The sequence below is a fragment of the Heliomicrobium undosum genome (assembly GCF_009877425.1).
Lineage (GTDB): Bacteria > Bacillota > Desulfitobacteriia > Heliobacteriales > Heliobacteriaceae > Heliomicrobium > Heliomicrobium undosum.
Genome location: NZ_WXEY01000013.1, coordinates 70,189 through 83,651, shown reverse-complemented (window position 1 = coordinate 83,651; position 13,463 = coordinate 70,189). Strand labels below are relative to the sequence as shown.

At 55.8% G+C, this 13,463-nt stretch carries 11 protein-coding genes; 9 read left to right on the top strand and 2 right to left on the bottom strand.

Features of this window, described 5'->3' with window-relative positions; translation table 11 throughout:
- Positions 1-97: 97 nt before the first annotated feature.
- Positions 98-2,047 (top strand): methyl-accepting chemotaxis protein, encoded by a 1,950-nt coding sequence (locus GTO91_RS12080; protein ID WP_161258974.1) that lies wholly within the window; start codon positions 98-100, stop codon positions 2,045-2,047.
- An 87-nt stretch (positions 2,048-2,134) separates the two neighbouring features.
- On the opposite strand, the gene GTO91_RS12075 is transcribed toward GTO91_RS12080, so the two are convergent.
- A complete protein-coding gene (locus tag GTO91_RS12075) occupies positions 2,135-3,091 on the bottom strand; it encodes a tRNA lysidine(34) synthetase (RefSeq protein WP_161258973.1) in 957 nt (318 codons plus the stop codon).
- Complete coding sequence (locus GTO91_RS12070) at positions 3,069-4,274, bottom strand: multidrug efflux MFS transporter (protein WP_170294224.1); 1,206 nt, start codon at positions 4,272-4,274, stop codon at positions 3,069-3,071. Before GTO91_RS12070 ends, GTO91_RS12075 begins: the two co-directional genes overlap by 23 nt.
- Before the next feature lie 119 nt (positions 4,275-4,393).
- On the opposite strand from GTO91_RS12070, the gene GTO91_RS12065 reads away from it, so the two are divergent.
- From GTO91_RS12065 to glpK, 8 genes are all read left to right on the top strand, one after another.
- Complete coding sequence (locus GTO91_RS12065) at positions 4,394-4,852, top strand: ECF transporter S component (protein WP_161258972.1); 459 nt, start codon at positions 4,394-4,396, stop codon at positions 4,850-4,852.
- Positions 4,853-4,895: 43 nt separating this feature from the next.
- Complete coding sequence (gene murJ / locus GTO91_RS12060) at positions 4,896-6,491, top strand: murein biosynthesis integral membrane protein MurJ (RefSeq protein WP_161258971.1); 1,596 nt, start codon at positions 4,896-4,898, stop codon at positions 6,489-6,491.
- Between the two features lie 115 nt (positions 6,492-6,606).
- Positions 6,607-8,403, top strand: a complete 1,797-nt coding sequence (locus GTO91_RS12055) for a peptidoglycan DD-metalloendopeptidase family protein (protein WP_161258970.1) — start codon at positions 6,607-6,609, stop codon at positions 8,401-8,403.
- A gap of 215 nt (positions 8,404-8,618) precedes the next feature.
- Positions 8,619-9,584 (top strand): bile acid:sodium symporter family protein, encoded by a 966-nt coding sequence (locus GTO91_RS12050; RefSeq protein WP_161258969.1) that lies wholly within the window; start codon positions 8,619-8,621, stop codon positions 9,582-9,584.
- 43 nt (positions 9,585-9,627) lie between these two features.
- Complete coding sequence (locus GTO91_RS12045) at positions 9,628-10,197, top strand: glycerol-3-phosphate responsive antiterminator (RefSeq protein WP_161258968.1); 570 nt, start codon at positions 9,628-9,630, stop codon at positions 10,195-10,197.
- Positions 10,198-10,530: 333 nt separating this feature from the next.
- Positions 10,531-10,854, top strand: a complete 324-nt coding sequence (locus tag GTO91_RS12040; RefSeq protein ID WP_161258967.1) for a hypothetical protein — start codon at positions 10,531-10,533, stop codon at positions 10,852-10,854.
- Positions 10,818-11,528, top strand: coding sequence for an MIP/aquaporin family protein (locus GTO91_RS12035; protein ID WP_161258966.1), 711 nt, complete (start codon positions 10,818-10,820; stop codon positions 11,526-11,528). The genes GTO91_RS12040 and GTO91_RS12035 overlap by 37 nt, the downstream gene beginning before the upstream one ends.
- Before the next feature lie 271 nt (positions 11,529-11,799).
- On the top strand, positions 11,800-13,302 hold the full coding sequence (gene glpK, locus GTO91_RS12030) for a glycerol kinase GlpK (RefSeq protein ID WP_161258965.1): 1,503 nt from the start codon (positions 11,800-11,802) through the stop codon (positions 13,300-13,302).
- Positions 13,303-13,463: the final 161 nt, after the last annotated feature.

Below are 13,463 nucleotides of genomic sequence, written 5' to 3'. Positions count from 1 at the left end.
TTAATATAATACCTGTAATGAAATAGAGTGGATGGATCCGCTCCAATTCTTGTTTTATAGGAGGGTTTCTATGCAGAGCATCAGGACAAAGTTATCGGTGTTCATTTTTGTAATGCTCGTCGTAGCCATCTCCAGCATCGCCGGGATCGTCTACTACAATGTCAAGACCATTTTTGAAGGGCAGATCAAAACGACATTAACCTCGGAAACGAAGGGCGTCGCCTCCGATGTGGGCAACTGGTACCATGATGTCAGGGATGAAGCGGAGATGTTAAGCCAATCTCCGGCGAGAAAACAAAGCCCTGATGAAGCAAGAAACTATCTCCTGGCGGAAATGAAGAGAAAGCCCCATCTCTTCTCCTTGATGTACGGGGAAGCAGATGGCTATGCGACCGGCAATTTGCCGAGAACCTTTATCGGTGATCGTGACTTTTATAAGAAAGCAGTCGAAACCGGAAAAACAGTGACCTCTTCGCCGATTATTTCAAAAAACACGGGCAAGGCGATCATCAACACCATGGTCCCGGTAATGGAGAACGGGAGCTTCCAGGGGTTTGTTCTCGCCGGAATTGCGCTCGACAAGATTTCAGAGAAGATCTCTACATATAAGATTGGACAGAATGGCTACGCCTATCTGCTGCATCGCAACGGTATGGTGGTGGCCCACCCCGAAAAAGATTTGCCCATGAAGGCAAACTTCCTCAAAGACGAAAACGTTCCCCCGAAGTTTAAAGAGGTCAACGAGCAGATGGCCAACGGGGAATCGGGCCTCTCCAGTTTTTACGGAAGCAATAACCGTGAAAATTATATCAGTTTTGCTCCCGTGCCCGGCCTGGACTGGTCAGTCGCCGTTGTGATACCGGCCGACGAGGTTTTAGCCCCCTTTCACAATACCATTCAGATCATTCTCATGGTGTCCTTGCTGATCTTGTTCGCTGTCGGGGCTTTGACTTATTATCTTTCCACCAAGGCGGTCAATCCGATCATTGCTTTAAAAGGGATGGCGCTCCAGATGGCCGGCGGGGACTTGACCGTTGATTACCAGGGCATCAAAGCCGGAGCGGACGAAGTGGGCGAGTTGACGCGAGCTTTCCAGACAATGGCTGATAACCTGAGGACATTGGTGGGACAGGTGCAAGACAATACGAGCCATGTCGCTGAATCATCGCGGAGGATGCTGGAAAGCAGCGAACAAACCGTGTTGGCCACCCAGCAGATTGCCCTCAGCTCTCAAGAGGTTGCCATGGGATCCGAGGAAACGGTCGAAAGAACACGCCAATCGGGGACCAGTGTGCGGGAACTGTCCAATTCCATACAGGTTGTCTTGGAACGAACACAGGAAGTGGCCAAAGCGGTGAACGAGGCTTCCGCCAACGAGCAAAAAGGGCGGCAAACATTGGTTCGCGTCAACCAGCAGATGGGAACGATCCAACAGTCGGTCAATGACTCCGCCCGCGTGATCAACACGCTGGGAGATCGTTCTCAAGCCATCGGGCAGATTGTTGAAGTCATCTCCAATATCGCCACCCAAACCAACATGCTGGCTTTAAACGCGGCGATCGAAGCGGCGAGAGCAGGGGAGCAGGGACGAGGCTTTGCCGTAGTCGCCGATGAGGTAAGAAAGCTGGCGGAGCAATCGGGATCTGCCGCAAATGAGATCCGGCATCTGATTGAGGAAATACAGGTGAATACAAACAGCGCCGTACAAACCATGACCCATGGGACGGCGACAGTGGAAGAAGGTTCCCGGGTAGTCTCCGAAGTGAACAAGTTCTTCGATGCGATTGCCAATTCGATTGCGGACGTTCTTGCAAACACGGAACTTGTCGCGGAGTCCGTCCAAGAGATGGTCGCAAAGGGAAATGGGATCCATGCAGACATAGAAAAAATCAAAGAGATCGCTCAGCGCTCGTCGGCCGGTTCGGAAAATATGGCCGCAGCGACGCAAGAACAGGTGGCGATCATGGAGCAGATCAAAGATCATGCCCAGACGCTGGGGCAAATGTCTGACGAACTGCGGAATCTCGTTCTTCGTTTCCACGTCTGATCTCTGGCGTTTCTTAAAAGAAGAGCAAAAAACAAGGGACTGCCCCCCGTAGCGCGGGCAGTCCCTTGTTTTTTGTCTGTGATTGCGTTAGAAACCAGCCTCGATGTTCATCTTTTGGATCTCTTCCAGCGGCGGTATGAAGCCCAGGGATGCATAACGATCCATCATCTTCAGGTAGTTTCGGAACAAGAACGTTGACGAAATTTCAGGATCATACTGATACCTGCCTCGTAGCCATTCGATGCTGGTCATGACAAAACGCTTATACATGACAAAGTCTTTGCTGCGAACCTCGGCACAGTTTTCGGGGATGCAGGGAAAGTCTTGTTCGCGCGCATACTGGCGGAGCAAATCCTCTTCCAACTCGATCAGCGGTTTGATATATGTGATTTTTCCCTGATGAGCAAAAGGCGTGTTCTTCGGATGTAACCGCCGAGACAACTCAACGACGCGCGCAAAAAGGGTGGGCGCGCTTTCCCGCATCTCCTGCCAGCTATCGTAGGCGGAACCGATGTAAAAGAGTTCCGACAGGTATCCGGCGATATCTTCTACTGTATGCCCCACCGCGACAACCGATCCGGCATACTCTTCCTTGCACAACTCCTCGAAGGCGATCCGCGTCTTCACTTTTTCACAGATGCGGCAAGGAGCAACCACCCCATCGAAAACGGAGTCGTTCAGACCTTCAGGCAAAGTGGCGATACGATGGGTAAAACCCTTGGATTTCCAGTAACTCAGCGCGTGCTGGACCAACTTTTGCTGCGTCTCATCGGGAGATTGATAGATCATTTTCGGAAAAGGGATGGTGATCAAGGTGATCGTGAGATCCGGACGGTGGGTCTGTCTGTACGCGTCAAACAGGTGCGCCAAGACCGATGCGTCTTTTCCGCCTGAATAGAAAATAACGATTTTTGAGCATTCTTTTGGGACAAGGTTGTGCGATTGCACCATGTTCAGAAACTTATCCATAATCATGGAAGATGCGCTCTTATTTGTTGCAGTCATTTTGAAGACCTCCTGTTTATTTCCCTGTTGACGTCTCATGAGATGGGGCCAGTCGAAGTCTGATCCATAAAGCGGTGAGCATCAGCAACAGGCTGGACGCATAGAAGACATAGGGGATTCCCAGCCTGGCAGCGACGATTCCACCCAGCAGCGGGCCCATAATGTTGCCGATCATAAAGTAAGATTGGTTATAAGCGAAAATCCTCGCCGTAACCGAAGTGGGCACCGAACGACGAATCAGCGAATTGATGGAGGGAAGCAAAGCGGCGATGGCAATGCCTGCCAAAAACCGCAGTCCAATCAATTGCCAAATGTTTTGAACAAAGGCTTGAGGAATCAAAAGGATGGTTGACGCAATAAGACCTCCGAGCAACACTTTTTCGGGACCAATGCGATCAGACACTTTTCCCAGATAGGATGCGGACATGACGTTCGCCAAACCGGATGCGGACACAACGGCTCCGGAATACAAAGTCAAGTAGGAATCGCTTTGATTGAGTTGGGTTACATAGACAGTGATGATCGGCTCTATGGTGAGGGTTGCCGTCGTAAGAGAAAGTGTGCAGATGAACAGCGCTCGGATCGCGGCAGGATCGGGAATCAACCCCCAAAGGTCTGTAGAGGAAACATTGTTTTTCGCAACGGCCATGAATTCTTCTTTGACAAACAAAGCCGTAAAAATAAATCCGACAAACATCATTGCGCCGGTGATAAAGAACACATTGCGAAGCCCGAGTATCTCTGCAAGATACCCCCCCACAATCGGGCCGAGCAAAGTGCCGCTGACGATGGAAGTCGAAAAAGTGCCCAGCGCCCAACCGGCATGCTCTTTCGGGGTTTGCGAGGCTACCAGGGTGACGGCGGCGGAATAATATCCAGAAATCGCGCCGGTTAGCAGGCGCATGCCCATCAATTGGTACACGTTGCTCACCAGACCTGTCAATGCCGTGGTGATCGCCATCCCCAGACTGGACCGTAAGAGCAAAGGCTTTCGACCATACCGGTCAGCCATACGTCCCCAAATAGGCGAGACGATGGCCGAAACAAGGTAGGCGGCGCCGAAAGCGAGACCTGACCATATTTCGATCTCTGCAACGGAAAAGTGTCCGAGTTGTTCAATATATACGGGCAGGAATGGGATGGATAGGTTCATGCCGGCTACGATGACAAAGGAACCAAACCAGCAAACATAGAGGTTACGTTTCCAGGACGGTATATTCATCCATACGATGACCCCCGTATCTCAGGCTGTTGATGAATTCAAAAAAGAACCCTTTGGTTTGCGGGAAGCGATGGGGTATAATCGGAAATGCGAATTGTATTCCCGTAGGAGCGATTGGAATGAACATTACTTTACTGACCCGAACGGCGCTGTTATTGGCCTTGGCCCTGCTGTTTACGCAGGTAAAACTCCAGTGGGTTTCCGGTCCGGCTGTCAATGCCCTTCTGATCATCGCGACGGCTGCCAACGGCCTATGGAGCGGCGTCCTATTAGGGGCCTTAACACCAGTGCTGGCTTTTTTGGGAGGCTTCATGCCTTTGGTTTTCGTGGTGCCCGTTATCGCCGCCGGGAATATCCTCTTTTGTGTGACCTTCGCCTGGCTGCATAAAAGAAACGGAATGGCGGCTGTGGCGGCGGGAGCGACGTTGAAGTTTCTCCTCTTGGCCTTATCTGTCAACTACCTGATCCAAGTCCCGCCGCCGGTTGCCAAGGCGCTTTCTTTGCCGCAACTGTTCACGGCTTTGGCTGGCGGGGCTTTGGCATTGCTGTTGCTGCGTTACTTGCCGGCAAGGGATTAAGCATCGTTGCAGAGATTGATGAGATGTATCGGAGGCAATTCACTTGACCGCACAACGAATCGCAAAAGCAGCCGCGTTGATTATGGTCCTTACCTTGTTGGGGAGGGCGATCGGGCTTGTCCGGGAGATCTTCGTGGGCGCCAAGTTCGGCGCCGAGGTTCTCGGCCCTTTTGTGGTGGCCTTTAACCTGCCAAACATTGTCGGCATCACCCTGACAGGTGCCTTTAGCGCCGCTTTTATCCCGCTTTTTACGGCCGAGATGGAAAAGGGGCATCGGGATGCGGCTTGGCGTTTGGCCAGCGCTGTTTTAAACACCGTGTTGTTTGGCATATCTCTGCTGGTGGTCCTCGGGATGGTTTTTTCACGGCAGGTCGCTTTCCTCCTGGCTACTGATTTTTCGTCGCAACTGCTTGACCTGACAGGGGAACTGCTCGTTATTCTTTTTCCTACGCTCATACTGTCATCGCTGGGCGGCGTGACCATGGCCGTTCTCAGTTCCTTGAACCGCTATTTCGTTTCCTCCATCGGTCCTTTGTTGTCGAGCCTCGTTGTCATCGCCTCCATCTATTTGTTGGCTCCTCGCTGGGGCATCCATGGCGTCGCCTGGGGGACAACCCTGGGGGCATTGGTGTCCTTTGTCGTCATGATCCCGACCCTGATGAAGGAAGGATTTCGTTACTACCCGACGCTGGGGCTGGACAATCCCCTCGTCCGGCAACTCTGGACGATGATCCTGCCGGTGCTCTTCGGCGTCGGTGTGAGCCAGATCCACATCCTCATCGACAGCAATATGGCGGCGTCCATCTCCGAGGAGAGCGTCGTCGCGCTGAAATACGCCAATACGGTGGCTCAACTCCCGATGGGCGTCTTTGTCTCGGCTGTCGCCATCCCCATGTTGCCGGCGCTGTCCGCCTTGTTGGCGGTGGGCGATCGGGAGGGTTTCAAAAACACCCTTGCTCGGGGTGTCAGCTATTACGCCTTGATCCTGCTGCCCGTCATGGTGGTGACGGTGGTTCTGAGCGGTCCCATCATCCAGGTGCTGTTTCAGCGGGAGGAATTCGACGCCACGCGGGCCGCGATGACCGCCTTCGCCCTCGTTTTTTACGGCCTGGGTTTTTTCCCGTCAGCCGTCCGCGATTTGTACACCCGCGGTTTTTACTCGCTTCATGACACGGCCACGCCGGTCAAAATCGGCGCGCTGACGGTGTTCATCCATGTGGCCATGAACTTTCTCTTCATCCCCTGGCTCTCCCATGGCGGCCTGGCGCTGGCCACATCCATTTCCAATGTCCTGAACATGGTGATTCTGGGATGGCTGCTCTACCGGCGCGTCGGCGGCTGGTCCTTCGGAACGCAGTGGAAGGTCTTTTACCAGGCGGTGATTGCGTCGGCCCTGATGGGACTCGTCCTGGCCGTGGGCTTTCCTTGGCTCTATTCCTTTTTCCCGGGAGGCGGTTGGTGGGCGACGGTCATTTCCATGGTCCTTGCGGGCGCAGCAGCGGCTGCCGTATACGGGGGCACACTCCTCATCCTGGGGACGCCGGAGGTGAAGGAATTCGCCCAACGGCTCCTCTCCAGGGTCAAAGGTCCGCGCAAGCCCCCCCCAGCCGTGGGGCTGTCAAAAAGCGACGGGGAATAAGGGTAAAACGCCGCAGTGATCCCTGAGACATGAACCCGGTAGGGTAACAGTCGGACTATCATGCCATATTTTGGTAGTATATACGATTGGAAATTCCCTATCGGAGGTAGTGCCCGTGAACGAATGGAACGTCGGCGCCATCGCTGCCATCACAGGGGGGCAGCTCCTGTCTGGGCGCCCGGAGGATCCAGTCCGCTATGTCTGTGAGCGATTGGCCGACTGTGGCAAGGGCGATGTCTTGATCCCTCTGGTGAAAATCGCCGATCCTGCGGGATACGCCGCCCGCGCTGCCCGCCAGGGTGTAGGCGCTCTCGTGCTTCCGGCACGGGTTGCTGCAGCGGCAGCCAATGCCGCTGTGCCTGTCATCAGCGCAAACTCGGTGCGGGACGCCTATTTCAAACTGGTCAAGGCGTACCGGCGTCGCTGCAAGGCGCGCATCATTGCGGTAACCGGCTCGGCGGGAAAAACGACCACCAAGGAGATGATCGCCGCTGTACTGGCCGAAGGGGGAGAGGTGCAAAAAAACTGGCGTAACTACAACGGTCCCTACGGGATCGGGTATACGCTCTTCCGCCTCCGTCCACGCCACGACTTCGGGGTTCTCGAAGTTGGCGCTTATATCCCTGACAGCATCGATTTTGGCGCCCGCCTGGCGGCGCCGGAGATCGGCGTGATCACTTGTATCGGTCTTGGCCACGCAGAAGACCTTGGGGGGAGAGAGGGTGTCCTCCGGGAAAAGCAGAAGTTGCTGAGACACCTTCCCGAAAAGGGATTGCTGGTTTTAAACGGTGACGACCCGGGTTGCCGGAGCCTCGATCTTTCACGCTGCAAGGCGCCTGTTCGCTGGGTGGGGCTGGAGCGTGAGCGGGAGGATCTTTTCCTCTGGGCGGAGGGGATCCAGGTGCACCGCAACGGAACGCGCTTTCAACTCTGCGGTTTGGAGCGGGAGGTCGAGGTGGAACTGCCCGGATTCTACGGTCGTCCGGCAGTAATCGACGCGCTGCTGACCGCAGTTGTAGCCGACCATGTGGGTCTTTCCCCGGAGTCGATCGCCATCGGATTGACCAAGGTTCAGCAAACACCGGGGCGTTTTTCCCCTATCCGCCTACCAGGGAGGCGACTGCTGATCGACGCCACCTACAACGCCAACCCGCACTCCATGTCGGCCTCTTTGGAAAGCGCGTCGAAACTGGCAGAAGAGGGGAAACGCCTGGCAGTCCTCGGGACCATGAGCAACCTCGGCGAGGAGGCGCCCGAGCAGCACCGGGCCGTGGGGAGGCTTGCAGCAGAACTTGGCATTGCCCTGATCGCCCTGGGACAATACGCCGAAAACATGGCGGCAGGGGCGCAGGAAGCGGGAGGAACGGTGATCTACGCCTCGAAGCAATGGAGGAAAGATCACATCGTTGATCTGGCCCTGAACCTGTTGCCGGAAGAAGGGGTTCTGCTGGTTAAAGCCTCCAACAGCGTTGAACTGGAAATTGTGGCTGAGGCCATCGAGAAAGAAGCGGCACGCCGTTCCGGTCTGATCCCGCCTTTGGCGAAAATCGTCCCCACCCGTTACTACGGTTTTCAACGGCATCCGGTAACCCGAGAGTGGGCGCCTCATGAGGGGATCGACCTTTCGGCCCGCCGGGGGACTCCGATTGTGGCGGTCGCTGATGGAACAGTATCGAAGGTGCAAATGGACCATCCTACCTATGGAAATCATCTGGAGATCGATCACGGTGATGGGATTGTGACAGGCTATGCCCATGCCCACAAGATCTACGTCAATGTTGGAGAAAGGGTCGCCCAGGGACAGTCCATCGCTGAGGTCGGCAACACGGGCCGGACCACGGGACCGCACCTGCACTTTGAGGTGCGTTTTCACGGAAAGGCTGTCGATCCGTACTACTATGTGATACGGTGACAAACCACTAGCATTAACATAGGTTTAAAGAAATTGAAGCAGTTTTATCGGCAGTCAGGCCTTTTCTATTGACAGACGACGATTTACCGGCAGGCGGCGACGCTGATCAAAAAGTGATCGGTGTCTTTTTTTTGCATGAAAAATAGAACCCGCTTGAGCATAGCGACTGCGCCTGTGGGACAAAATCGGAACACATGGTAGAAGAGCAACCAAAAATGATCGAGAGGAAGTATCCCTTGCGCGCCATCGATAAAGCAGCCCAATTCATCACCCGGTTGTTTCCCCTCTGGGTCATCCTCTTCTCCGTTTACGCCTTGATCCACCCAGCGCTGTTCCAGCCCTACCGGGGGGCAGTCCCCTCGTTGCTCGGTCTGGTGATGCTTGGCATGGGGCTGACACTCACCCCTGTCGATTTCCGGCTCATCCTCACGCGCCCGCGAGATGTCTTTTACGGGGTCGCACTACGCTATCTGATCATGCCCTTGGCCGGTTTTGTTGTGGCCAGGGTGCTGTCGCTCCCGCCTGAGTTGGCTGCCGGCGTGATCTTGGTCGGCTGCTGCCCCAGCGGGACCGCATCGAATGTGCTCACCTACCTGGCCAAGGGAGATACGGCGCTCTCCATCACCCTGTCCAGCGTCAACACCCTGCTCGCTCCGGTGCTGACGCCCTACATCTTCCTAGCACTGGCCGGCGCCTTGATCCCCGTCCGAGCGGAGGACCTGCTGGCGGATATCCTGCGGATCGTGCTATTGCCGGTCTCGGTGGGACTGGTTTTGCGCGTCCTCTTCGCTGGCACTGTTGAGCGCCTGCGGATGATCGTCCCCCTTCTGTCGGTCGTCACCATCGTCTTCATCATCGCCATCGTCATCGCTCTGAACGCCGCAAAACTCTTCACCGTCGCTTGGATCGCCCTTACCGCCGTGACGTTGCACAACGGAGCCGGCCTGGCCGCCGGGTTCAACGCGGCGCGGTCAGCCGGCCTGGGGGCAAGCAAGGCGAGGGCGCTCGCCTTCACCATCGGGGTGGAGAACTCAGGACTCGCCGCCGCCCTGGCCATGGCGCACCTCGATCCCCTGGCTGCAGTCCCCGGCGCCCTTTTCAGTGTCTGGCAGAACCTGACCGGTTCGGTCTTGGCCGGATATTGGGGAAACGCAGGATTTGGCACGAAAGATGGAGAATGAATGAACAAATACAATGCGGCAGATTCAGTGTTCGGGAGGTAGTATGGGATTTTTAGAAACGATCATGGAAGGAACCAAGATCGGAGGCGCCCTTCGGCGGCTCGAGGATCTGGAAGAACTAATCGGCCATCCCAAGATTCGCACGATCTTTCTTCTTGGCGGTGACGTCAACCAACTGCCCAACGCGATCAAACGGATCCGAGTGGCGCAAAAAAACGTGCTCGCCCATATCGATCTCATCGAAGGGATTGGGAAGGACAAGGCAGGCATCCATCTGCTCAAGCGCATGGGCGTCCACGGCATCGTCACCACCAAGTCGAACCTGGTCAAACTCACACTCGACGAAGGCCTCTGGGTTGTCCAGCGGGTGTTCATCGTCGATTCCGAATCGATCAAGACGGCTATCCGCGTCGCCGGCGATGTCAAGCCCAGCGCTGTGGAGATCCTGCCGGCCACCGTTCCTCGCTTCGTCATTCATGACTTAAAGAAGTCTCTCGGCGTCCCTGTCCTCGCCGGAGGGCTGTTGCGTTCCGAGGCAGATGTGCGACAAGCTTTCGAGAAAGGGATCGATGCCGTGTCGACGAGCCTGCGCCATCTCTGGCTATGTTCTTAACATTTTTTTAACGAGCAAGCAGGGATTTCGATTGCCATGTCGAATAAGCACTTAAGAAAACTTGAGACAACGTGAACGATGGGTTGGAGTGTAGAGAACCCCCGAGAACGCATCAATCGGATGCTTTTTCGGGGTTTACTTTTTTTCAAGGGGTGTGATGGGTTGTAAGAAACCTCGCAGAGTCAGTCAGTAAATTTAAAATAATTTTAATTTTTCAGCAGGAATTTACCCGAAGATGAAGAATGTTATAACTAAGAACAATTTGATATCGGGTTAGGAGTAAAAGAGTTAACCCCCGATGCGGCATCCACTGGATGTCGAATTGGGGGTTATATGTTTTGCTCGCTGAACCCGGGCTTTGGAGTTCAGGAGACGGCCGCTAAGACGCTCGAACCTTTCGTGCGCGAAGATGTGGTCGTGAAATCTTACGCAACGAAGGGAGTGATCTGTAAAAAAGCGGCCAACCTCCGATTGCTCCGGATAACACCGGCAAGGGGGATGATTCCGATTCAAGCGATGAAAAACCATATGGGGCATGTCGCAAGTGACAAACCGGCGAGGCGTATCCGCTGGTTGCACGCGAAGAAGCAGAAGGAAAAACAGTACGAGGAGGACAAACTATGTCGCCGTTTGCAGCAGAACTTATCGGTACGATGATTCTTATTCTCCTGGGTGACGGTGTTGTCGCCGGGGTGTTGCTGAACAAATCGAAAGGTCAGAACGCTGGCTGGATCGTCATCACTGTTGCCTGGGGTCTCGCCGTTCTGATCGCCGCCTTCAGCGTCGGCCAGTACAGCGGCGCTCACCTGAACCCCGCGCTGACCATCGGCCTCGCCGCCATTGGCAAATTCTCCTGGGACCTGGTTCCCACCTACATTGCCGCCCAGATGATCGGCGCTTTCCTTGGCGCAGTGCTCGTCTACCTGGCTTACCTGCCCCACTGGAAAGAAACCAGCGATGCTGACGCCAAACTGGGCATCTTCTGCACCGGCCCGGCCATCCGCAGCTACGGCGCCAACGTGGTCACCGAAATCATCGCTACGGCCATGCTCGTCCTGGGTATCCTCGCCCTCGGCGCCAACAAGATGGCTGACGGTGTCGGCACCATCTCCGTCGGTCTGCTGATCGTTGTCCTCGGTATGTCTCTCGGCGGCCCCACCGGTTACGCCCTGAACCCTGCCCGCGACCTTGGTCCTCGTATCGCTCACGCCATCCTGCCCATCCCCGGCAAGCGGGACTCTGACTGGGCCTACTCCTGGGTTCCCATCGTCGGCCCTGTCATCGGCGCGGTTGTCGGCGCATTCTTCTACACCACCTTCTTCGGCGCCTAATCGCATCGCTTCACACAAAAACAAAGAAGCGACCCTTTTCTGCAATCATGAAGGTGATAACGGCGGGTCGCCCCATCCGCCGAACGCTTGAAACGGTAACACTATCCTGCAAGCCGCATCCCGGTTGGACCTTTTATTCAAATTGAGAATGTATATGACAAAAAAAGCGCGTCAAATCGACGGTGAACAAGTTCATCACAGGTACAGTCCGTACAGAGATCTTTCGAATCAAAGTTGCGAATCAAATGATGAAAGAGGAGTGTCGGATTCGATGAGCAAGAAGTACGTCATGGCTTTGGACCAAGGTACCACCAGCTGCCGCGCCATTCTCTTTGACAAGGACAGCAACATCGTCGCCGTGGCCCAAAAAGAGTTCACCCAGATCTACCCCAAAGCCGGTTGGGTGGAACACAACGCCGATGAGATCTGGAGCACCCAGTATGGCGTCATCGCCGAACTGCTGGCCAAGACCGGCGTCAGCGCCGAAGAGATCGCCTCCATCGGCATCACCAACCAGCGCGAAACGACTGTCGTCTGGGAAAAGGCCACCGGCAAGCCCGTCTACAACGCCATCGTCTGGCAATGCCGCCGCACCACCGCCATCTGCGACGAACTGAAAGCCCGCGGTCTGGAACAGGCCTTCCGGACCAAGACCGGCCTCGTCGTCGACGCCTACTTCTCCGGCACCAAGGCCAAGTGGATCCTGGACAACGTGGAAGGCGCCCGCGAAAAAGCGGAAAAAGGCGAACTGCTCTTCGGCACCATGGACACCTGGCTGATCTGGAAGTTGACCGCCGGCAAGGTTCATGTCACCGACTACTCCAACGCTTCCCGGACCCTGATGTACAACATCCGCGAACTGAAGTGGGATGAGGAACTGCTGGCCGCCTTGAACGTGCCCGCCTCCATGCTGCCGGAAGTGAAGCCCTCCAGCGAAGTCTACGGCTGCACCGACGCGGAACTCTTCTTCGGACACGCCGTTCCCATCGCCGGCGCCGCCGGTGACCAGCAAGCCGCCCTCTTCGGTCAAGCTTGCTACGCGCCCGGTATGGCCAAGAACACCTACGGCACCGGCTGCTTCATGCTCATGAACACCGGCTCCGAACTGTATGACTCCAAGAACGGCCTGCTGACCACCATCGCCTGGGGCATCGAAGGCAAAGTGGAATACGCCCTGGAAGGCTCTATCTTCATCGCCGGCGCCGCCATTCAGTGGCTCCGCGACGGCCTGAAGCTGATCGAAGCCGCTCCTGACTCAGAATACTTCGCCGGCAAAGTGGACGACACCGACGGCGTCTACATGGTTCCCGCCTTCGCCGGCCTGGGCGCTCCCTACTGGGATATGCGCGCTCGCGGCGCCATCGTCGGCCTGACCCGCGGCACCACCAAGGCCCACATCGTCCGCGCCGCCCTGGAAGCCCTCGCCTACCAGACCAAGGACGTCCTCGGCGCCATGGAAGCCGACTCCAACATCAAACTGCAAGCGTTGAAAGTGGACGGCGGCGCCGTCGCCAACAACCTGCTCATGCAGTTCCAGGCTGACATCCTCGGCGTTCCTGTCGACCGCCCCCGGATCATCGAGACGACCGCCCTCGGCGCCGCCTACCTGGCTGGCCTGGCTGTCGGTTTCTGGTCGAGCAAAGAAGAACTGGCCAAGCGTTGGCAACTGGACAACCGCTTTGAAGTCGAAATGGCCGAAGAAAAGCGGGCCAAGCTCTACGGCGGCTGGAAACGGGCCGTCACCCGCAGCATGGACTGGGAAACGGAAGACTAATCGGGAGCATCGAGTTAGCGACGCAATGAATTTCGATCCAATAAACCGGTCGCTTTTCGAACCGGTCACTTTCTAAATCGGTGGCTTGGTGAACCGGTGATGAAGTGAATGCGCTTTCAGTAATAGCGCGATCCAGCAAAACAGCGGGTCATCGGATCACA